The following is a 21,877-nucleotide window of genomic DNA, read 5'->3' as shown; positions in this document are numbered from 1 at the left end:
CGCCATCAGACGCGGGGTGGAGCAGCTTGGTAGCTCGTCGGGCTCATAACCCGAAGGTCGTCGGTTCAAATCCGGCCCCCGCAACCAAATTACAAAGCACCGAAATTTCGGTGCTTTTTTCGTTTTTCAATAAAGGTAAATTTAATCGAAATAAAAAAGCACAATGTCGCGAAACATTATGCCTTTATCACTCAATCTTATTAGATTTGATACTTTGTCTTATCGCCAATATCAAAGTGCAATGGCATTCGCCATTTTTGAACCGCAAGAATCAATAATAACCCGCCGACAATCAATGATAAAATTAGGGCAATCCAACTACCTTCAAATACCCAAGCGAACCAAAGAGCCGCTACAAATGCAGGTTGTAAATTTAATAGCGGAACTCTAAAACAGAAGTATTCTTTAAAACATAAACCACCCAGTGTGACTAATGCACCACCTAACGCTAATTCATGCCAACCTAAAAGCGCACATAAGAGTGCAAGCCACGTGGCAAATTGAAATGTTAAGCGGAAATGTTTTAAATAAATATGAAGCGATGAGGCACAACAAGTTGCCGCAACCAACACGGCAATTTGAGCCTGTTGAGGATACCAAGTTAAAGCCAAGATGCTAAATGCCGCAATCACAAAGCCTGTGCGATAAATAATGACGGTGAGTTTATCCCAAATATCCATTGGAGATTCAATATGTGGATCTGCCATTCTATTTCCTTATTTTGATGATAAAAGTGCGGTTAAAAACACTCTCATTTTTGACCGCACTTTAAACTAAGATTAGTTTAATCGCTCTAAAATCTTTTGATGAATACCGCCAAAGCTACCATTTGACATCACAAGAATGTGATCTGTTGGTTTTGCTTCAGATACAATCATATCCACTAATTTATCGAGATTTCCCGTGTAATATGCAGGTTGAACACATTGTCCCGCAATTTCAGCGACGTCCCACGGAATATTATCTGGCTGTAACATAAATACAGCATCTGCACGTCCTAGTGCTGGCGCAATTTCATCTTTATGCACGCCCATTTTCATGGTGTTTGAACGAGGTTCTAATACGGCAAGAATACGTACGCTACCACCGACTTTATCACGCAATGCAGTAAGTGTCGCCAGAATCGCTTCTGGATGGTGAGCGAAGTCATCATAAACCGTAATACCGTTTACTTCCCCCTTCACTTCTAAACGACGTTTTGCATTGATAAAGCTGCCCAATGCATGACATGCATCTTCAATTTTGACACCCGCATGGTAAGCAGCCGCAATCGCCATTAAAGCATTGTGCATATTGTGCTGCCCAACAATATTCCATTTCACTTCAGCGACTTTTTTACCCTGATGGAATACAGCAAATTCAGAACAATCATTAGTAATACGTTCCGCAAACCATTCTTTATCTTTACCGATAAATTGCTGTTCTGACCAACATCCCATATTGAGAGTTTCTTTCACGCTCTGTTCATCTGCAAAAGAAAGAACGCGTCCTGTGGAAGGAATGGTTCTGATCATATGATGGAATTGACGTTGGATCGCATGAAGATCATCGAAGATATCAGCATGATCGAAGCTAATATTGTTAATAATCAAGGTTTTCGGATTGTAATGTACAAATTTAGAGCGTTTATCAAAGAACGCCGTATCGTACTCATCCGCTTCAATCACGAAGAACTCACTTTCCCCTAAACGAGCAGAGGTACCAAAATTCCCCGCAATCCCACCGATTAGGAAACCTGGTTTTAACCCATTTTGTTCTAAAATCCAGGTCAACATACCCGTTGTTGTGGTTTTACCATGTGTACCTGAAACCGCTAATACCCAACGATTACGCAATAAATGGTCGTGTAACCATTGAGGGCCTGATGTGTAAGGCAAGGCATTATCCAAAACATATTCCACGCAAGGATTACCACGTTTCATAGCATTTCCGACAATCACCATATCTGGCGCAGGCTGAAGTTGAGCTACATCATAATTGGGAATAATCTCAATGCCCTGCTCTTGTAAAAAGGTGCTCATCGGTGGGTAAACATTGGTATCGGAACCCGTTACTTTATAGCCCATTTGTTTGGCAATCATCGCAACACCACCCATAAAGGTACCGCAGATGCCTAAAATATGAATATGTTTCATTGTTCTTCTCTACTTACTAAAAATGCTGACTATGATAAATCAACTCAAAGATTGAGTAAATAAGGGCTGTTTACATAAACAGCCCTCTTTCTTATTTGATTCTATCAAAGCCCGCTTGAAGATCAGCAATTAATTCATCCGTGTCTTCAAATCCAATATGCACACGAATTAATGACCCCGTTAATTTACGCTCAATACCTGGGCGAATTTTTGCAATTTCTTCTGGTTGATTGCATAAAATGAGCGATTCAAACCCGCCCCAAGAATAAGCCATTGTGAAAAGATCAAAATGATCCATAAAGGCGGAAAGCTCTTCATCGTTTAAACGTTTATGTAATTCGAAAGAGAATAAACCGCTTGCGCCGGTAAAATCACGTTTAAAGTTTTCATGGCCTGGGCAACTTGGCAAAGCAGGATGATACACTGCTTTAACTTGTGGTTGTTCACTTAACCATTTGGCGACTTTTAAACTACTTTCGTGATGTTGTTTTAATCGCACACCTAAGGTACGAATACCACGTGCTGTCGTATAAGCGGAATCGGCGTCAACCATTTGTCCCATTAAATAAGAATGCTCACGCAATTTATCCCAAGTATGTGCATTAGCCACGGCTGTACCGATCATGATATCAGAATGCCCTACTAAATATTTCGTTCCTGCTTGAATAGAAATATCAATACCGTGCTCTAACGCTTTGAATAGTACACCTCCTGCCCATGTATTATCGATCATAATGACGATTTCAGGGCTCACTGCTCGAACCGCTTTAACAATCGCTGGGATATCAGGAACTTCCATCGTTAAAGAACTTGGAGATTCTAAAAATAAGACTTTCGTATTTGGCTGCACGAGTTTGGCAACATCTGCGCCTATCATTGGATCATAATAGGTCGTATCAATATGCATTTTTTTCAAAATTACATTACAAAAATCTTGTGTCGGCTCATAGGCTGCCCCTGTCATTAAGACATGATCGCCTGTTTCCACAAAGGATAAAATTGCATTTGTTACCGCTGCAGCGCCACAAGGGTAAAGATAACAACCAGCTCCGCCTTCCATTTCACACATTAAATCTTGAAGTGCAAAGTGAGTTAACGTGCCACGACGACCGTAGAAAAGCTCTCCCTTGTAACGATTTTTTGTGCAATATTTTTTATCTGCAATAGTTTTAAACACTAAAGAAGAAGCACGTTGGATCACTGGATTTACAGCCCCTTGGGTAAAACGTTTTTTACGTCCTGCATGAACCAGTGTAGTTGATAAAGTATGATGTTCTGACATATATTTCACCTATAACTTAGACAATATTAATTAATTCAATAGATAAAAACAGCTGTTAAAGTGCGGTTAATTTTTTTAAAATATTCCCCGAATTTTGCATTCGCAAAATTTTTATTAACATTTATATAGGAATTATGACTATGGTATTAGTAACTCGTCAAGCTCCAGATTTTACTTCCTCTGCAGTTTTAGGCAATGGTGAAATCGTTGATAACTTCAATTTCAAAAAACATATCGAAGGTAAAGCAGCGGTATTATTCTTCTACCCATTAGACTTCACTTTCGTTTGCCCATCTGAGTTAATCGCATTCGACCACCGTTATGAAGAATTCAAAAAACGTGGTGTTGAAGTTGTTGGTGCATCTATTGACTCTCAATTTACTCACAACGCATGGCGTAATACCCCAACTGAAAACGGCGGTATCGGTGCAGTTAAATATGCATTAGCAGCTGACGTTAAACATGAGATCGCGAAAGCATACGGTATCGAACATCCAGAAGAAGGTGTTGCATTACGTGCTTCATTCTTAATCGACAAAAACGGTGTTGTTCGTCACCAAATCGTAAACGATTTACCATTAGGTCGTAACATCGATGAAATGTTACGCATGGTAGATGCGTTGCAATTCCACGAAGAACACGGCGAAGTTTGCCCAGCTCAATGGGAAAAAGGTAAAGAAGGTATGAAAGATAACCCTGAAGGTGTTGCTAAATACTTGAAACAAAACGCTGATAAACTTTAACTTTTAAGAAAAAGCCATACTAAGTGGCTTTTTTTATTTTTGTAGATCCTTTAGAATGAGCGTATCTTTAACCAAAGTGCGGTTATTTTTTTATGAAATATAATATTCCTATTTTTCTGACGATTCTCCGAGTGATTTTAATTCCATTCTTCGTCTTGGCATTTTATTTGCCTATCCCTTCAGCACCTTTTATTACTACTCTTATTTTCTTTATCGCAGGGGTCACCGACTGGTTTGATGGCTATCTTGCTCGAAAATTAAAACAAACAACGCGTTTCGGTGCTTTTCTTGATCCCGTTGCCGACAAAGTAATGGTGATCACTGCGCTAGTATTAATTGTGGAATATCAACATTCTTTCTGGATTACCATTCCAGCGATTATCATGATTTCACGTGAAATCATTATCTCAGCTTTGCGTGAATGGATGGCTGAATTAGGTGAGCGTAATAAAGTAGCTGTTTCATGGCTAGGAAAAGTGAAAACAACCTCTCAAATGCTCGCTTTAGGTGGATTACTCTGGCGATATAATGTTTATATGGAAACGCTAGCAATTGTACTGCTCTATTTGGCTTCAATCTTAACGGTTTGGTCAATGCTGCAATACTTAAAAGCAGCAAAAGGCAGCCTGTTAGATAATATTGAATTATAGAATTGGATAAATTTTAAATAAAAGGTGTGGTTATTTTAATCACACTTTTTATTTTTGAACCATTTTTAACCAATCAAAAACTTTTTTGCGAATTTTATTTGACACAATAAGATAAATCCGTAAAATACGCCTCGTTGTTTGGCAACAAGCAAATGCGGGAATAGCTCAGTTGGTAGAGCACGACCTTGCCAAGGTCGGGGTCGCGAGTTCGAGCCTCGTTTCCCGCTCCAATTTGCCCGAGTGGTGGAATCGGTAGACACAAGGGATTTAAAATCCCTCGCCTTTCGAGGCGTGCCAGTTCAAGTCTGGCTTCGGGCACCATTTAAACACCAATTCAAAGATTTTAAAATTTACTTTAAAATCATCTAATTGGGTCGTTAGCTCAGTCGGTAGAGCAGCGGACTTTTAATCCGTTGGTCGAAGGTTCGAATCCTTCACGACCCACCACTTTAAATCAGCGCCTTAACGGGTGTTTTTTTATGCCTAAAATTTAGGGTAACGACTTTCCTACTCTCTTTTCTAAAAAACACATAAAAAATAACCGCACTTGCGTACGGTTACTTATCTATATTCTCTTAAATGATTAGCCGTGATAACGTCCTACGCCTAATTCATCTTCTTTACGAGTACGGTTCATCACTTCTTGTGGAGATTGTGCAATACGTAATCCCATTTGATCTTCAGTACGCACGACATCACCCCGTAGAGAGTTAGTATAAACATCGGTAATTTTGATATCGACAAATTTACCAATCATATCTGGTGAGCCTTGGAAATTCACAATACGGTTGTTTTCAGTACGTCCTGTTAATTCCATAATATCTTTCTTAGACGGCCCTTCCACCAACACGCGTTGCTCTGTGTCAAGCATTCGACGACTATATTGTGCCGCTTGTTGGTTAATACGCTCTTGTAACAGATAGAGACGTTGTTTTTTCTCTTCTTCGGTTACATCATCTGGCATGTCTGCTGCAGGTGTACCTGGACGCGCAGAATAGATAAAGCTAAAGCTCATATCAAAATTCACTTGCGCAATTAGATTCATTGTTTGTTCAAACTCTTCATTGGTTTCACCTGGGAAGCCTACAATGAAATCTGAGCTAATTTGAATATTTGGTCGCACGGCACGTAATTTACGAATGATCGATTTATATTCTAACGCGGTATGACCACGTTTCATCATGGTTAAAATACGGTCAGAACCAGCTTGCACCGGCAAGTGTACGAAGTCCACCAATTCAGGTGTATCTCGATACACGTCAATAATATCATCAGTAAATTCGATTGGGTGACTGGTGGTAAAACGTAAACGATCGATACCGTCAATAGACGCGACTAAACGCAATAATTCCGCAAATGTACAGATACCACCATCAAATGTCGGGCCACGATATGCGTTTACGTTTTGGCCTAATAAATTGATTTCACGAACACCTTGATCAGCTAACTGCGCAATTTCAAATAATACGTCATCAACAGGACGGCTCACTTCTTCACCACGGGTATAAGGCACCACGCAGTAAGTACAATATTTATTACAACCTTCCATAATAGACACAAACGCAGTTGGACCTTCTGCGCGAGGTTCCGGTAAGCGGTCAAATTTCTCAATTTCTGGGAAACTTACATCCACCACCGAACTTTTACCACCACGGATTTGGTTAATCATTTCTGGCAAACGATGTAAAGTTTGCGGACCAAATACGATATCCACATAAGGAGCACGATGACGAATATGCTCACCTTCTTGTGAAGCCACACAACCGCCCACACCAATCACTAAGTTTGGATTTTGTTTTTTTAATTCTTTCCAACGACCTAACTGATGGAACACTTTTTCTTGTGCTTTTTCACGGATAGAACAGGTATTTAGAAGTAACACATCGGCTTCTTCTGGAATATCAGTTAATTCCAAACCATGTGTATTTAAGAGAAGATCGGCCATTTTTGATGAATCGTATTCATTCATCTGACAGCCCCATGTTTTAATATGTAATTTTTGCGTCATATTGCTTAAAAAAATAAAGATTAGTAAAAAGATAAAATCGGTCGGCTATTGTACAGATTTGTGGGAATGCTGGCTAGTGTAAAATGGACTTTTACCCCTTTCGGTATAGAAAAAGTGCGGTTAAAATCACCTGAATTTTAACCGCACTTTGTTTAGTATCCTTCTTCCTCCATATTTGGCAGGAACGTTTTGTGTTTGATTCTCTTCACCCTCGTTTCAATTCGCCCATCTGGATATAGCTCAATTTCACGCCAACCTGGTTGTAAGGTATCTAAAGCAAAATGGTTGCTGTCCGGCTTAAATTGAATACAAGTCGCTGGTGTTGCCATGGTTTGATAACCTTGCCAATAGCCATCGACTTCTTGATGAATATGACCGTATAAAATCCCTTTTACATTGTTGAATTGAGCCAGAACCTCTGAGAATTCATGCGCATTACGTAAGTTATGCTGATCAAGCCATGCTGAATTCGTTGGCAATAGATGGTGATGTAAGACGACTAAACTATAACGTGCTGGATTTTCCGCTAATTTCATTTTTAACCAATCTAGCTGATAAGCACTTAATTCACCATGAGGCACACCGGAAACTTGGCTATCTAACAAAATCACTTGCCAATGTTTGCCAAGAAGTAAATGTTTTGATGCGTTAATAGGCGATTGGCTCAAATGCTCAACCATTTTGGGTTGAAAATCATGGTTACCCGGAAGCCAAAATACTGACTTATTTAACGGTTTAACCATTTCAACAAATCGTAGATAACCTTCGTCGCTACTATCTTGTACCAAATCACCTGTCGCAAGCACAACATCATAATTAAAAGACTCTGCCTGAATTTCTTTTAACACCTGAGAAAAGCTTTCGTGCGTGTTGATACCTAATAACTCTTTGCTTGTATCTTTAAACAAATGAGGATCGGTGATTTGTAATAATTTGACGATTTCACTCGCGGGTTCGTATTCAAATGTATTGCTCATGAAACTCCTATTGCCAGCGTTGCTGCAATTGGGCGTAATTTAATTGAAGCCATTGCAAGCCCATTACTGCAATGCCATTATCAATTTTACCTTCACACATCCATTGATAGGCTTGTTCACGTTTCACCACATGAACACGGATGTCTTCATTTTCTTCAGCTAAACCATGAAGCCCCTTGGCTTGTAAGCTATCTACTCGACCGACAAACAGATGAATACGCTCGACTACGCCACCCGGGCTATCCCATACACTTAAACAATGAGTAAGATCTTGAACTGATACACCCGCTTCCTCTTCACTTTCACGCAAAGCCACTTCTTCAGGTTGTTCACCCTCTTCAACCATGCCAGCAATCAATTCTAATAACCAAGGGGAACGAGCTGATTCAGGTTGATATGCACCAATACGTACTTGCTCAACTAAAACCACTGCATCTTTTTTCGGATCGTAAGCAATCACTGCAGAAGCAGCACCTTTGACTAATAATTCACGTGTCACAACACCACTTTCGCCACCAGCAAAAAGCTTATGTTTAAACTGTACTTTCTTAAGTGTAAAAAAACCTTTATAAACAGTTTCTTCATTAAGAACTTCTATATCGTGCTGACTAAACTGTTGAATTTCTGACATCATTACTCTCCTAGTATCGAGGTCGCATAATACTCCCATAAAAAAATAAAAAAAACTGAACCCTCTATTTTTTTGTTGAAACTTTGAAGCCGGTCACAAAAAAAGAAAACCTATGATGATTTCTTATTCATCATAGGTTTACATTAAAAATTTATTTAAATTAACAAACGCGGCTGGTTATTTCCCCATCTGCCACCTTCGTTTTAATGGTGTCGCCTGTTTTGACTTGTTTTACACTCACAATCGCATGACCTTTGACATCTTCCGCGATGGAATACCCTCGCGCTAATACTTTTAATGGGCTTAATCCATCTAACTTGCCACATAATGTCGCTAATTTATTTTGGCGTTCCGTAACTTGACGATTCGCCCCTAAATTTAACCGCACTTGTAACTGAGCTAAATACTGTGATTGTTTTTGCAATCGATAAGGCAACGGATTTTGTTTTAAGCGCGCTGAAAGTGCGGTCAATTTTTGCTGCGTTTTATCCATTTGGCGCTGCATCGCTAAGACTAAACGATGATGTAATTGCGCCGTTCTGGCTTTCTGCATCAACAATTGATTTTGCGGATGTTGGTTTTGCAGGCGTAAACGTAACCGTTGTAAACGTTGTTGTTGATGACTAAAAATACGATCCAACGCCATCTCTAAGCGCTGTTGTTTATAGGCTAACTGTTGTAGTAATTCCTGCTGATTGCGACTCACTAACTCCGCCGCTGCAGAGGGTGTCGGTGCGCGTAAATCTGCCACAAAATCAGCAATAGTAACATCCGTTTCGTGACCAACTGCACTGATAATCGGTAAATTTGAACGGAAAATCGCACGCGCAACTTCTTCTTCATTAAAGCACCAAAGATCTTCTAAAGAACCACCACCACGGCCGACAATTAATACATCTACTTCTTGACGCGCATTAGCGAGTTCAATCATTTGGACAATTTCAGCCGTTGCTTCTTTGCCTTGCACTGCCGTTGGATAAATCACCACTTTTAAACTGGGATCTCGACGAGCCAAAATATGCAGAATATCTTGTAAAGCTGCGCCAGTAGAAGACGTAATAATCCCCACCGCTTTAGCAAAGTCCGGTAAGCTTTTCTTCAAGTTTTGTGCAAACAATCCTTCAGCCGCCAATTTCATTTTGAGCGCTTCAAATTGCTGTTGCAATAATCCTTCGCCAGCAGGGTGCATGGATTCAATAATCAGCTGATAATCACCGCGAGGCTCATATAAACTGACATTTGCCCACACCAAGACCTGCATACCATTTTGCGGACGAAATCCCACGCGCAAATTTTTCATGCGGAACATCGCACCGCGAACTTGGGCATTTTCATCTTTCAGCGTTAAATACCAATGCCCTGATACAGGTTGAGTGAAATTAGAAATCTCTCCTGTAAGCCAAATCTGTGAAAAATTCCCTTCTAGCATTTGGCGGGCGGCGCTGTTCAGTTGGGAAACGGAGTAAATGTTTTCAGACATTATTCAATCAACACCCAACCATCATCTAGCCAGTTACAAATCGAATCGAGCAATAATTCCATTGTGCTTTCAGGATCTTCTGTATCATTCACTAAATTATTTAAGAATGCCCAATCTAGCGCTTCACCATCGGAGAGGCGTTTCAACACTTCCGTTTCAATGACATTCACTTCATCTAACCATTCGCCATTAGCATAAATGCGGAGCGGATTTTTGGTGTAAAGCAATTTGCAGTTATTGTCCTGCATTAATACACCTTGTTCCTCTTCTAAAATTGACCGCACTTCGTCAGGATCGGACATTTCATCCGATACCAACATTTCATAGCGACGTGAGCTCACTGTACTGGCTACTGCTTGTTTGAACAAGGTATCAAAGGCTTCAGACTCTGACAATTTCACTAAGAATTGCTTTTTCATTGCCTGAATATTTTCATCAGCCAATTTGCCCGTACGCTGCTCTGCTTGCGTTAAACGTAACGGTAATTGGAATTCGCTTAAATTCAATTCAGGATCTTGATGACAAAACGCTTTATTCACGTTATCGAAAATATCTGCTAAATTCGGATAACGCAAACCAAAAGAAAAGGTCAAGCAATCATCTTCTGCTACACCGTAATGCGACATACGAGCTGGAATATAAAGAATATCACCTGGATTCATCACTTCATCAATCACCAATTCGCCCATATCATCAAAAATACGAATCGGCTGATTCGGTTTAAATTCTGTAGAAGAATCACACCATTTACCTAACTGCCAACGGCGATGACCATAACCTTGCACCAAAAATACATCATATTCGTCATAATGCTTACCAACGGAACCGCCTTTAGGTGCATAAGACACCATAATATCGTCGCGTTGCCATTGTGGGATAAAGCCAAATTTATTCCAAAGCTGACCTAATTCAGTACTCCATTGCTCTAAATTTTGGACGAGCACCGACCATTTCTCTGGCACATCTGCAAAATCTTCTTCAGATAACGGACTGAAAAACACTTTCCAATTATCATCTGAAAAGGTTTTCACTAAACGTGCTGTCACCTCTTCACCTTGTGCTAATTCGATAATATCGTCAGGCTCGAATTGGCCAACAATTTCAGGCAAGCCATTACGAATAATCAATGGTTTTTTCTGCCAATAATCACGCAGGAAAATTTCAGGGGTAATGCCATCAGGCAGACAATATTGGTTGGAAAGTGCGATCATTTTTTACTCCTTTTCCTGTTTTTCTTGTTGAGCTTTTTCTTGTGCGGCTTTGGCTTGCTCTGCTGCACGTTTACGACGAATTTCTTTAGGATCGGCTAATAATGGGCGGTAAATTTCAATACGATCGCCATCTTTTAATTGATCGTTCAGTTTTGCTGGACGGGAATAAATCCCCACTTTATTTTCACGCAAATCGATCTCGGTAAACTGTTGTAAAATGCCCGATTGTAAAATAGCCGTTTGAATCATTGTGCCTTCATCCACTTTGAAGGACTTCAAATAATAGCGATCCGGCAAGGCATAAGCGATTTCAATATTAATTTGTTTCATGTCTTATTCTGTCTTAATGAGTTTTCCATTATTATAGCGGAAAAGTGCGGTCAATATTAACGATAAAATCAGGAGCACATCATGAATTGGGTATTTTTTGCTATTGGTTCAGCCTTTTTCGCTGGACTTACCGCCATTTTAGGCAAATTAGGGGTTGAAGGCATTAACAGCAATCTGGCGACATTTATCCGTACAATTGTGGTTTTACTCATTACAGCGGGTATCATTAGCGCACGTAACGAATGGCAACTGCCACAACATATTGCAGCAAAACCACTCACCTTTTTAATTCTTTCTGGTGTTGCTACGGGCCTATCTTGGCTTTGTTATTATCGTGCCTTGCAAATGGCGCCCGCCTCTTGGGTTGCACCCATTGATAAACTCAGTGTGGTTATTGCTATTATTTTAGGTGTAGTTTTATTAGGTGAACCTTTAAGTATGAAATTAGTTATAGGAAGTCTATTAATTCTCTCAGGTGTTTTAGTCTTAGCCTTATAGATTGAGAAATTAGCCCTTTTTCGCTACAATACGCCACTATTTTTATTCAAGCAGAAAACTATGTCTGAAATTAAACTCATCGTGGGGCTGGGAAACCCTGGCGATAAATATGCGGAAACCCGCCACAATGCAGGTGAATGGCTGATTGAGCGTTTAGCTCGTCGCTTTAATGTTTCGCTTAATGCAGAAAATAAATTCTTCGGTTATGTAGGAAAAACACTAATTAATGGCAAAGAAGTCCGTTTTTTAGTGCCGACGACGTTTATGAATTTAAGCGGAAAAGCCGTAGGCGCACTTGCTAATTTTTATCGCATCAAACCAGAAGAAATTTTAGTGCTACACGATGAATTAGACTTACCGCCTGGCACCGTAAAATTAAAACAAGGTGGCGGACATGGCGGACATAATGGTTTAAAAGATATCGTAGCTCAGCTTGGTAACAGCAACAATTTCTATCGTTTACGCATTGGCATTGGCCATCCTGGACACCGCGATTTAGTTTCAGGCTTTGTACTTAACAAACCCTCGCCGGCAGAAAGAGAAGCGCTCGATAAAGCGTTAGACGAAGCCAGCGATTGCATTGAACTGCTTTTCAAAGAAGGCATGGTGAAAGCCACCAATCGCTTAAACAGTTTTAAAATTTAACTCAAAAGTGCGGTGAAAAAACACCATAAATTTTAACCGCACTTACGCTTACAATAAGGAAAACATCATGGGATTTAAATGTGGTATCGTTGGTTTGCCAAACGTCGGTAAATCTACCCTTTTTAATGCATTAACCAAAGCCGGTATCGAAGCGGCAAACTATCCGTTCTGTACAATCGAACCGAATACTGGCGTGGTACCAATGCCAGATCCGCGTTTAGATGCATTAGCGGAAATTGTTAAACCTGAACGCGTATTACCCACCACCATGGAGTTTGTGGATATCGCTGGTTTGGTTGCGGGTGCAAGTAAAGGTGAAGGCTTAGGTAATAAATTCCTAGCTAATATCCGTGAAACTGATGCAATTGGTCATGTTGTTCGTTGTTTTGAAAACGACGACATCGTGCACGTTGCGGGTAAGATCGATCCATTAAGTGATATCGAAACCATCAATACCGAATTAGCCCTTGCTGACTTAGATAGCTGCGAACGTGCAATCCAACGTTTACAAAAACGTGCAAAAGGTGGCGATAAAGAGGCAAAATTTGAGCTGTCTGTAATGGAAAAAATTCTTCCTGTACTTTCTGAAGCGGGCATGATTCGTTCTGTTGAGTTAGATAAAGATGAATTATTGGCGATTAAAAGCTATAACTTCCTCACATTAAAACCAACCATGTACATTGCGAACGTGAATGAAGACGGTTTTGAAAATAACCCATATTTAGACAAAGTACGTGAATTTGCTGAAAAAGAAGGCTCTGTTGTTGTGCCTGTATGTGCGGCGATTGAAGCAGAAATTGCTGAACTTGATGATGATGAAAAAATCGAATTCTTACAAGATCTTGGTATTGAAGAACCCGGCTTAAACCGTGTAATTCGTGCGGGTTATGCCTTATTAAATCTTCAAACCTACTTCACTGCGGGTGTGAAAGAAGTGCGCGCATGGACAGTTTCTGTGGGTGCAACCGCCCCTAAAGCAGCAGCTGTCATCCATACAGACTTTGAAAAAGGCTTCATCCGTGCAGAAGTAATTGCTTACGATGACTTCATCCAATTCAAAGGTGAAAACGGAGCAAAAGAAGCAGGTAAATGGCGCTTAGAAGGTAAAGACTACATCGTGCAAGATGGCGATGTCATGCACTTCCGCTTTAACGTATAAAAACGTTTCAGACCGCATAACTATGCGGTCTTTTTGTATTTAGAAAAGGAAAAAACAATGTCGGATAAATTAAATCAACTCATCAAATTGCTAAAATTAGAAAAAATTGATGATCTTATCTTTCGTGGTGCGAGTGAAGACTTAGGTTTTCGCCAAGTGTTTGGCGGTCAGGTTGTAGCGCAATCTCTTTCTGCCGCGATGCAAGTTGCCCCTGCGGAGCGTGTACTCCATTCTTGCCATGCTTACTTTTTAGCGCCTGGCGACAGTCAATACCCGATTATTTATGATGTGGAAACTTTACGTGAAGGACGCAACTTCTCTGCATTACGCGTAAAAGCCATTCAACATAAAAATGTGATTTGCCACGTCACCGCATCATTTCAAGTACCTGAAGAAGGCTTTGATCATCAATCAGCCATGCCACAAGTTCCAGGCCCTGAACAATGCATTGATGAACATGAAATCATGTTAAAAGTGGCACAGACTTTGCCCGAAAGCTTGAGTGAAAAATTTGCTCAAGAGCGACCATTTCAGATTCATAGCCAATATTTGAACAATCCATTTGATGGGCGAAAACTGCCCCCAGAACAATATGCTTGGTTTAAAACCAATGGAGAAGCACCACTGGATTTGCAGACGCAACAATGTCTCTTAGCGTATTTTTCTGATTTCCACTGTATTTTGACCGCACTTCACCCACATGGGAAAGGCTTTTTACAGAAAGGGATGAAAGTGGCTACAATCGACCACAGTATTTGGTTTCACCGCCCTTTCAATTTAAATAATTGGCATTTACATGCCATTGAAAGTAACAATGCTTTTGCGGGACGAGGTTTAGCAAGAGGACAAATTTTTGCTACAGATGGTACATTAATTGCCACTACACAGCAGGAAGGGTTAATTCGTTATCAAGAATAACCGCACTTTAAAATAAGGTGCAGACTAGCCTTCGTAACCGATATCTTCGAAGGTCGGATTTTCTGCGCCTTGTTTGGCTAATTCATCACAAATTTCATTTTCACGATGACCTGAATGGCCTTTCACCCACTGCCAATCAATGTTATGGGTTTGAATCGCCTGATCTAACGCAATCCATAAATCCTGATTTTTTACTGCTTTGCCCGCGCTGGCTTTCCAATTGTTTTTCTTCCAATTGTAAATCCATTGTGTGATGCCATTTTTCATATATTGGCTATCGCTATAAAGCGTCACATGGCAAGGCTCTTTTAAGCTATTTAAAGCCTCAATCACTGCTCGTAATTCCATGCGATTATTGGTGGTTTTGAAATACCCTTTTGAAATATGTTTTTCGTGCTGTTTATAGCGCAGGACAATCCCTATGCCACCGGCTCCCGGATTGCCGAGGCAAGATCCATCCGTAAAAATTTCAATCTGTTTTTGCATAACTAATTCGAGCTTGTGTAAAATAGACGGTATTTTAAAGGAAACAAATAGGTAGAACAATGATAAATCCGGATCGCCAAATTGTACTGGATACTGAAACCACTGGTATGAACCAAATTGGTGCACATTACGAAGGACATTGCATTATTGAAATTGGTGCAGTGGAAATGATCAACCGTAAATACACGGGCAATAATTTTCACATTTATATTAAGCCGGATCGTTTGGTTGATCCCGATGCCATTAAAGTTCACGGTATTACGGATGAAATGCTGGCGGATAAACCGGATTTCAAAACGGTAGCACAAGAGTTTATTGAATACATTCGTGGTGCCGAACTGCTGATTCATAATGCGCCCTTCGATGTGGGCTTTATGGATTATGAATTCCGTAAACTCGGGTTAGATATCAAAACGACCGACATTTGCCTCGTCACCGATACGCTGCAAATGGCACGCCAAATGTACCCGGGAAAACGTAATAGCTTAGATGCGTTGTGTGATCGTTTAGGCATTGATAACAGCAAACGAACACTACACGGTGCTTTACTGGATGCGGAAATTTTGGCCGACGTTTATTTGTCGATGACGGGTGGACAAACCAGTTTATTTGATGAAGAAGTTGTTGAAACACCGATTATTCAAACCATATCAACAACACAAAATATTCAACATGCCGTCAATTTCTCGAATACTTTAAAAGTGCTTCACCCAAATAATGATGAATTACAAGCACACTTAGAATTAATCAAAATGATTAATAAAAAAAGTGATGGTAAATGTTTTTGGTCACTGCGTAATAGCGAAGAAAAGCAGCACTAATCGTTTATCTATTAATCAGATAAGCATAAAAAAGAAAAAAAAGATTGACGGTTCTTCTGTTCATGATTATTATAGCGACCACTTAACGGAGTGGTAGTTCAGCTGGTTAGAATACCTGCCTGTCACGCAGGGGGTCGCGGGTTCGAGTCCCGTCCATTCCGCCAATTTAAAACTTGTCTTAATATACTCACGGAGTGGTAGTTCAGCTGGTTAGAATACCTGCCTGTCACGCAGGGGGTCGCGGGTTCGAGTCCCGTCCATTCCGCCAATTAAGCCGAGATAATGAAGCACCAGAAGGTGCTTTTTTTATGCCCGAATTTTACCTGCCAGCCAACATTCGCTATAATTAACCAAATTTACACTTTAAAGAGATATTTTTATGACAACTCCTGTCGTTGCCTTAGTGGGTCGCCCAAACGTAGGCAAATCTACCCTATTCAACCGTTTAACTCGTACTCGTGATGCGCTTGTCGCAAACTTCCCTGGTTTAACTCGAGATCGTAAATACGGCCATGCTAGTATTTCAGGCTATGATTTCATTGTGATCGATACCGGCGGTATTGATGGCACAGAAGAAGGTGTTGAAGAAAAAATGGCGGAACAATCCTTATTAGCGATTGAAGAAGCCGATGTAGTGCTTTTCTTAGTGGATGCGCGTGCAGGTTTAACGGCTGCAGACATTGGCATTGCCAATTACTTACGCCAACGCACTAATAAAACAACCGTGGTTGTAGCAAATAAAACTGACGGTATTGATGCAGACTCACACTGTGCAGAATTTTATCAATTAGGCTTAGGTGAAATTGAACAAATCGCCGCATCACAAGGCCGTGGCGTGACTCAATTAATGGAGCAAGTACTTGCACCTTTAGCGGAAAAATTACAAGAAAACGAAGCAGAAAATGACCGCACTTCTGATGAAGAAGAAAAAGATGAATGGGATCACGAATTTGACTTCGATTCAGAGGAAGATACGTCATTAATTGATGACGCATTAGACGAAGAGCTTGAAGAAGAACAAGATAAAAATATCAAAATTGCGATTGTAGGCCGTCCAAACGTTGGTAAATCGACATTAACCAATCGTATTTTAGGTGAAGATCGCGTGGTGGTTTACGATATGCCAGGCACAACACGCGACAGTATCTACATTCCAATGGAACGCGATGGGCAACAATACACCTTAATTGATACAGCGGGTGTGCGTAAACGTGGTAAAGTGCATTTAGCCGTTGAGAAATTCTCTGTTATTAAAACGTTACAAGCGATTCAAGATGCAAACGTGGTATTACTCACAATTGATGCGCGTGAAAATATTTCAGACCAAGATCTCTCTCTACTTGGCTTTATCTTAAATGCAGGACGCTCACTCGTGATCGTCGTGAATAAATGGGACGGCTTAGATCAAGATGTGAAAGATCGCGTCAAATCTGAATTAGATCGCCGTCTTGATTTCATCGACTTTGCCCGTGTGCATTTTATTTCTGCTTTACACGGCAGTGGCGTGGGTAATCTTTTTGATTCGATTAAAGAAGCTTATGCTTGTGCGACGCAAAAAATGACGACGTCCCTTCTCACCCGTATTTTACAAATGGCAACGGATGAGCATCAACCACCAATGATTGGCGGCCGTCGTATTAAATTAAAATACGCTCACCCAGGTGGCTATAATCCACCAATTATCGTGGTGCATGGTAACCAAATGGATAAATTACCGGATTCATACAAACGTTATTTATCTAATTATTATCGTAAGAGTTTGAAAATTATTGGTTCGCCAATCCGCTTGCTATTCCAAGAAGGTTCAAACCCATTCGCGGGTAGAAAAAATAAACTCACACCAAACCAATTACGTAAACGTAAACGTTTAATGAAGTTTATCAAAAAAGCGAAACGCTAATCTTAACAAACAAAGTAATCTGCACCTCAAAATAGGTATCCAACTTTTGGGGTGCAGATCATTTTGACTGCTCTTTTTATTGAAAAATAAATTATTCGTCTATAACCACTTTGCCAATATAGCCTAGATTACGATAACGTTGCGCGTAATCAATACCATATCCGACAACAAATTCATCCGGAATAGAAAAACCAATCCATTCAACCGGTACTTCCACTTCTCGGCGAGAAGGTTTATCTAATAAGGTACAAATCGCCAAGCTTGCAGGATCGCGTAAATTTAAAATGCCACGTACTTTTTCGAGGGTATAACCTGTATCAATAATATCCTCAACAATTAGCACGTGTTCATTACGAATATCACCTTCAAGATCTTTCGTAATTTTCACATCGTGATTACTCGTCATCCCGCTACCATAACTTGAAGTCGTCATAAACTCTACTTCTACCGGTAATTTTAATTCACGCACCAGATCGGCCATAAACATAAATGAACCACGTAAAAGCCCAACAATAATCAGTTTATCAATGGCTTTTTGTTGATAAAAATGCGTAATTTCCTCGCCAAGTTCAGCTATGCGACTACGGACATCCGCTTCTGAAATCATAATATCAACGTGGTGTTTTTTCATGGTCTTTCCTTTTTAATCTAATCGTTTGCGTATTCTACAATAAAAAAGGCTGAAGTTTAAACCTTCAGCCTTTTTAACCCTAACGAATTTACTTTCTACTCTACCTGTTGGAGCAATCTGCAATCGCTGCTAAACAGATGTGCGTATAATAGCAGAAAGAAATTACATGTCAATAAGAATTATTATCATTTTTAAGGAGTTCATTAATTTCCTGAAATTTTCATCTTATCTAACAAGATTGAACCTGTTTGGATATTAGATCGATGTTCAATATCATCTGCTACTGCCACAATATTTTTAACATATCCTGCAATTGGCCAGCAATCGTAATTTCAGCAACTGGATATTGAATCTCGCCATTCTCCACCCAGAAGCCTGCTGCGCCACGGGAATAATCTCCCGTCACAATATTTACGCCTTGCCCCATGACATCTGTCACCAATAAACCGGTGCCCATTTGACGTAAAAGTGCGGTCAATCCGCCCGTTAAATTTGGTTTCACGAGCCAGTTATGGATACCGCCAGCATGACCGGTACTTTGCATGCCCATTTTTCTACCGCTGTAACTGGTGAGCAAATAGGTTTGCAATACGCCATCTTGAATAATTTCAAGATCCTGTGTACGAACTCCTTCGCTGTCAAAAGGTGTGGAGGCTAAACGTTTTAACAAATGCGGACGCTCACTAATTTGGAACCAATCTGGCAACACTTGTTTTCCAAGATGATCGAGCAAGAAACTGGATTGACGATATAAGCTGCCGCCACTAATCGCTCCCGTTAAATGAGAGATTAATCCTGTTGCCACATCATTTAAGAAAATCACGGGTACTTCACGTGTCGTTAATTTTTGTGGATTTAAACGCGCAATCACTTTTTTTGCACAATTCTGTCCTACCCAATCCGCTGAAGAAAGAGCATCAAACTCACGTGAAACCGTATATTCGTAGTCATTTTCAAGTTGATCTAGCTCGCCACCAATCACCGAACAAGATAAAGAATAACGACTAGATAAGTAACTTTGTAGCATGCCATGTGTATTACCATAAACACGAACACCGGTATACGAATTAAAACTTGCGCCGTTACTATTCACAATTTTATCATCGTATTCCAACGCTGATTTTTCAGCTTCTAAAGCTAATTTTGTAGCCTGTTCGACATCGATACTTGCCTCATGATAAAGCGCTAAATCAGGCACTTCAAAAGCCATTAGTTCTTTATCCGCTAGCCCTGTGCAATCATCCGGCGAGGTATATTTTGCAATAGCAAGCGCTGCTTCAACAGTATTTTTAATGGCTTCTTCGCTTAAATCTGAGGTGGATGCATTGCCTTTTTGTTGACCTAAATAAACAGAAATACCTAATGCCCCATCATTAGTAAATTCAACATTTTCAATCTCTTGCAGACGAGTTGAAACTGATAAACCACTCACTTTTGTCACACCAACTTCAGCGGTGGCTCCCGCTTTCTGTGCAGTTTCAATCGCAAAACTGACTGCATCACGCAATGTTTGCTCTTGAGATTTTAAAAGTGCGGTTAAATTTTCTGCTGTTTTCATGATGATAATCCTATTAAAAATTTGCGCCATTTTATCTTATTTTGAAAGTTTATGCTAAAATGCACCAAATTTTTCATAAGGTAATAGAATGGCAAAACGTAAGAAAAAAGAAGCCTTTGATTGGGAAGATGCAGATCAAGAAGAGATTATTTGGGTAAGTAAAAGTGAAATCAAACGCGACGCTGAGGATTTAAAACAACTCGGCGAGAAATTGGTGAACTTAACCAAAGCAAATCTGACTAAGGTTCCACTAGACGATAGCTTGAAAGATGCTATTGAATTAGCGCAACGCCTGCAAAAAGAGGCGCGTCGTCGCCAATTACAATATATCGGTAAGCTCTTACGCTCAATTGATGCTGAGCCTATTCGTGAAGCGTTAGAAAAAATTGAAAACAAACATAATCAACAACAAGCGATGCTGCATAAGTTGGAAATCTTACGTGATGAATTAGTTGCGAAAGGTGATGCAGCACTGACTGATTTGTTAAATGAGCATCCTTCTGCAGATCGCCAACAATTACGTAATTTGATTCGTGCAGCACAGAAAGAGAAGGAACAAAATAAGCCGTCAAAAGCTTATCGCGAGATTTATCAGATCTTAAAAACACTCATTTTAGAAAACTAAAATACGGCTATTTTTGACCGCACTTTGTGTCAAAAAAGTGCTATGATTAGCTACCCTTTTAAGAAGGAAAAAACGTTATTTATGAATATTCGTTGGAATATTATTTTAGGTGTCATCGCCCTGGCTTTATTAGGCTGGTATTATTCGCTTAACCAAGATCATAGCGATTTACAAAGCCTCATTAAAAAGCCTGATAGCCCAGAATACGTTGGTAATAAAATGGAAACGACTGTATTCTCGCCAGAAGGCAAAAAGCAATATCTTGCGATTTCCGACAAAGTGGAATATTACACACAAGACGGTCATACGGATTTTATTTCGCCGTTAGTCTATCTTTTTGATGTTTCTTTGGACAATAAAGACAAAGAAGATAAAACCGATAAAATTCAATTAGAAAAACAAAATTGGAAGCTCAGTGCCAAAAAGGCAAAATTAACAAAAGATCAAATGCTCTATCTTGAAGGTGGTGTAGTTGCTGAGAGCCTTAACCCTTTATCTCGCCTACAACGTGTTGAAACAGAAGCAGCAGTGATTAATTTAAAAACACAAGACATTACTTCTGATAAGCGAGTAAAAATTAATGGATTAAACTTTAACTCAAGTGGTTTAAAGCTCGTCGGAAATTTACGTCAGCAAGTAGCAACTCTAAAGGAACAGGTAAAAACATATTATGAAATCAACAAACAATAAAATTCTGCTTTTAACCGCATTAATGATGACGTCTTTATCTGCTTTTGCATTAAAAGACGATACCAATAAACCAATTAATATTGTCTCAGATAATCAATCTTTAGATATGGAAAACAGCGTGGTAACCTTTACCGATAACGTTGTGATTACACAAGGTTCCATTTTGATTAAAGCCAATAAAGTGGTCATTACTCGTCCACCAGAAAATTCAGGTAAAAAAGAAACTGTTGAAGCATTTGGCACCCCGGTTAGCTTCCATCAACAACTTGATGACGGTAAACCCGTTGATGGTAAAGCAAATAAAGTTCACTATGATTTAGGTACTGAATTCTTAACATTAACCGATAAGGCCGAATTAAAACAATTAGATAGTAAAATCAATGGTGAACGTATCACCTATGATGTAAAAAAACAACAATTAAAAGCCAATGGTAATGGAAAATCGCGAGTACAAACCATCTTAATTCCAACTCAATTACAACAAAAAGGTAAAAAATAA

General features: G+C 39.8%; 22 protein-coding genes, 6 tRNA genes and 1 pseudogene. 17 read left to right on the top strand and 12 right to left on the bottom strand.

What is annotated here, in order from left to right; all coding sequences use genetic code 11:
* Positions 1–10: 10 nt before the first annotated feature.
* Positions 11–87 (top strand) — tRNA-Met (locus tag EL215_RS06360).
* Positions 88–200: 113 nt separating this feature from the next.
* Here EL215_RS06360 and EL215_RS06355 read toward each other — a convergent pair.
* The 3 genes from EL215_RS06355 to metC form a co-directional block, all read right to left on the bottom strand.
* On the bottom strand, positions 201–707 hold the full coding sequence (locus EL215_RS06355) for a DUF2301 domain-containing membrane protein (protein WP_126470943.1): 507 nt from the start codon (positions 705–707) through the stop codon (positions 201–203).
* Between the two features lie 72 nt (positions 708–779).
* Positions 780–2,135, bottom strand: a complete 1,356-nt coding sequence (gene mpl, locus EL215_RS06350; RefSeq protein WP_126470941.1) for a UDP-N-acetylmuramate:L-alanyl-gamma-D-glutamyl-meso-diaminopimelate ligase — start codon at positions 2,133–2,135, stop codon at positions 780–782.
* Positions 2,136–2,226: 91 nt separating this feature from the next.
* Positions 2,227–3,417 carry a cystathionine beta-lyase gene (metC, locus tag EL215_RS06345; RefSeq protein ID WP_126470939.1) on the bottom strand — a complete coding sequence of 397 codons (1,191 nt, stop codon included), beginning with the start codon at positions 3,415–3,417 and terminating at the stop codon, positions 2,227–2,229.
* Between the two features lie 140 nt (positions 3,418–3,557).
* Here metC and EL215_RS06340 point away from each other — a divergent pair, with 140 nt between their 5' ends.
* The 5 genes from EL215_RS06340 (at position 3,558) to EL215_RS06320 (ending at position 5,257) form a co-directional block, all read left to right on the top strand.
* Positions 3,558–4,160, top strand: a complete 603-nt coding sequence (locus EL215_RS06340) for a peroxiredoxin C (RefSeq protein ID WP_126470937.1) — start codon at positions 3,558–3,560, stop codon at positions 4,158–4,160.
* Positions 4,161–4,252: 92 nt separating this feature from the next.
* Positions 4,253–4,810, top strand: a complete 558-nt coding sequence (gene pgsA / locus EL215_RS06335) for a CDP-diacylglycerol--glycerol-3-phosphate 3-phosphatidyltransferase (RefSeq protein WP_126470935.1) — start codon at positions 4,253–4,255, stop codon at positions 4,808–4,810.
* Positions 4,811–4,964: 154 nt separating this feature from the next.
* Positions 4,965–5,040, top strand: a tRNA-Gly gene (locus EL215_RS06330).
* 4 nt (positions 5,041–5,044) lie between these two features.
* Positions 5,045–5,131 (top strand) — tRNA-Leu (locus EL215_RS06325).
* Positions 5,132–5,181: 50 nt separating this feature from the next.
* A tRNA-Lys gene (locus tag EL215_RS06320) sits at positions 5,182–5,257 on the top strand.
* 136 nt (positions 5,258–5,393) lie between these two features.
* On the opposite strand, the gene miaB is transcribed toward EL215_RS06320, so the two are convergent.
* The 6 genes from miaB to EL215_RS06290 all read right to left on the bottom strand — a co-directional run bounded on the left by miaB (position 5,394) and on the right by EL215_RS06290 (position 11,447).
* Positions 5,394–6,818: a tRNA (N6-isopentenyl adenosine(37)-C2)-methylthiotransferase MiaB gene (gene miaB / locus EL215_RS06315; protein ID WP_126470933.1), complete on the bottom strand. Its 1,425-nt coding sequence runs from the start codon at positions 6,816–6,818 to the stop codon at positions 5,394–5,396.
* Positions 6,819–6,970: 152 nt separating this feature from the next.
* Positions 6,971–7,795, bottom strand: a complete 825-nt coding sequence (gene cpdA, locus EL215_RS06310; protein WP_126470931.1) for a 3',5'-cyclic-AMP phosphodiesterase — start codon at positions 7,793–7,795, stop codon at positions 6,971–6,973.
* A gap of 7 nt (positions 7,796–7,802) precedes the next feature.
* Positions 7,803–8,426, bottom strand: coding sequence for an ADP-ribose diphosphatase (gene nudF / locus EL215_RS06305; protein WP_126472020.1), 624 nt, complete (start codon positions 8,424–8,426; stop codon positions 7,803–7,805).
* Between the two features lie 160 nt (positions 8,427–8,586).
* Complete coding sequence (xseA, locus tag EL215_RS06300; RefSeq protein ID WP_126470929.1) at positions 8,587–9,906, bottom strand: exodeoxyribonuclease VII large subunit; 1,320 nt, start codon at positions 9,904–9,906, stop codon at positions 8,587–8,589.
* Positions 9,906–11,117, bottom strand: coding sequence for a ribosomal protein uL16 3-hydroxylase (locus EL215_RS06295; protein WP_049355805.1), 1,212 nt, complete (start codon positions 11,115–11,117; stop codon positions 9,906–9,908). Before EL215_RS06295 ends, xseA begins: the two co-directional genes overlap by 1 nt.
* A gap of 3 nt (positions 11,118–11,120) precedes the next feature.
* On the bottom strand, positions 11,121–11,447 hold the full coding sequence (locus EL215_RS06290; protein WP_049355806.1) for an RnfH family protein: 327 nt from the start codon (positions 11,445–11,447) through the stop codon (positions 11,121–11,123).
* Between the two features lie 81 nt (positions 11,448–11,528).
* Between EL215_RS06290 and EL215_RS06285 the strand changes: the two genes are divergently transcribed.
* The 4 genes from EL215_RS06285 (at position 11,529) to tesB (ending at position 14,667) form a co-directional block, all read left to right on the top strand.
* The gene (locus EL215_RS06285) at positions 11,529–11,945 is read left to right on the top strand and encodes an EamA family transporter (protein WP_049355807.1); all 417 of its coding nucleotides are present in this window, start codon (positions 11,529–11,531) and stop codon (positions 11,943–11,945) included.
* A 60-nt stretch (positions 11,946–12,005) separates the two neighbouring features.
* Positions 12,006–12,590, top strand: coding sequence for an aminoacyl-tRNA hydrolase (gene pth, locus EL215_RS06280; RefSeq protein ID WP_049355808.1), 585 nt, complete (start codon positions 12,006–12,008; stop codon positions 12,588–12,590).
* Positions 12,591–12,657: 67 nt separating this feature from the next.
* A complete protein-coding gene (gene ychF, locus EL215_RS06275) occupies positions 12,658–13,749 on the top strand; it encodes a redox-regulated ATPase YchF (RefSeq protein ID WP_126470927.1) in 1,092 nt (363 codons plus the stop codon).
* Between the two features lie 57 nt (positions 13,750–13,806).
* Entirely contained in the window at positions 13,807–14,667 is an 861-nt protein-coding gene (gene tesB / locus EL215_RS06270; RefSeq protein ID WP_126470925.1) for an acyl-CoA thioesterase II, read from the top strand.
* A 24-nt stretch (positions 14,668–14,691) separates the two neighbouring features.
* Here the strand turns inward: tesB and rnhA are convergent, their stop codons facing one another.
* Positions 14,692–15,153: a ribonuclease HI gene (rnhA, locus tag EL215_RS06265; protein ID WP_126470924.1), complete on the bottom strand. Its 462-nt coding sequence runs from the start codon at positions 15,151–15,153 to the stop codon at positions 14,692–14,694.
* 59 nt (positions 15,154–15,212) lie between these two features.
* Here rnhA and dnaQ point away from each other — a divergent pair, with 59 nt between their 5' ends.
* The 4 genes from dnaQ (at position 15,213) to der (ending at position 17,874) form a co-directional block, all read left to right on the top strand.
* Positions 15,213–15,974, top strand: a complete 762-nt coding sequence (gene dnaQ, locus EL215_RS06260; RefSeq protein WP_126470923.1) for a DNA polymerase III subunit epsilon — start codon at positions 15,213–15,215, stop codon at positions 15,972–15,974.
* Between the two features lie 87 nt (positions 15,975–16,061).
* Positions 16,062–16,138 (top strand) — tRNA-Asp (locus EL215_RS06255).
* Positions 16,139–16,165: 27 nt separating this feature from the next.
* Positions 16,166–16,242, top strand: a tRNA-Asp gene (locus tag EL215_RS06250).
* Between the two features lie 111 nt (positions 16,243–16,353).
* Positions 16,354–17,874 carry a ribosome biogenesis GTPase Der gene (gene der, locus EL215_RS06245; protein ID WP_126470922.1) on the top strand — a complete coding sequence of 507 codons (1,521 nt, stop codon included), beginning with the start codon at positions 16,354–16,356 and terminating at the stop codon, positions 17,872–17,874.
* 91 nt (positions 17,875–17,965) lie between these two features.
* Here the strand turns inward: der and hpt are convergent, their stop codons facing one another.
* Positions 17,966–18,505, bottom strand: coding sequence for a hypoxanthine phosphoribosyltransferase (gene hpt / locus EL215_RS06240; RefSeq protein WP_049356711.1), 540 nt, complete (start codon positions 18,503–18,505; stop codon positions 17,966–17,968).
* A gap of 203 nt (positions 18,506–18,708) precedes the next feature.
* Positions 18,709–20,063: pseudogene (pmbA, locus tag EL215_RS06235) on the bottom strand (metalloprotease PmbA).
* A gap of 88 nt (positions 20,064–20,151) precedes the next feature.
* On the opposite strand from pmbA, the gene yjgA reads away from it, so the two are divergent.
* The 3 genes from yjgA to lptA all read left to right on the top strand — a co-directional run bounded on the left by yjgA (position 20,152) and on the right by lptA (position 21,877).
* Positions 20,152–20,688, top strand: a complete 537-nt coding sequence (gene yjgA / locus EL215_RS06230) for a ribosome biogenesis factor YjgA (RefSeq protein ID WP_126470921.1) — start codon at positions 20,152–20,154, stop codon at positions 20,686–20,688.
* Positions 20,689–20,769: 81 nt separating this feature from the next.
* Positions 20,770–21,378: an LPS export ABC transporter periplasmic protein LptC gene (gene lptC / locus EL215_RS06225; protein WP_126470920.1), complete on the top strand. Its 609-nt coding sequence runs from the start codon at positions 20,770–20,772 to the stop codon at positions 21,376–21,378.
* Complete coding sequence (gene lptA / locus EL215_RS06220) at positions 21,359–21,877, top strand: lipopolysaccharide transport periplasmic protein LptA (RefSeq protein WP_126470919.1); 519 nt, start codon at positions 21,359–21,361, stop codon at positions 21,875–21,877. The genes lptC and lptA overlap by 20 nt, the downstream gene beginning before the upstream one ends.

This window comes from Haemophilus parainfluenzae (assembly GCF_900638025.1).
In the GTDB taxonomy this organism is placed as follows: domain Bacteria; phylum Pseudomonadota; class Gammaproteobacteria; order Enterobacterales; family Pasteurellaceae; genus Haemophilus_D; species Haemophilus_D parainfluenzae_J.
Note: the sequence above shows the minus strand (reverse complement) of the source record. Positions and strands in the feature narration are given on the sequence as shown.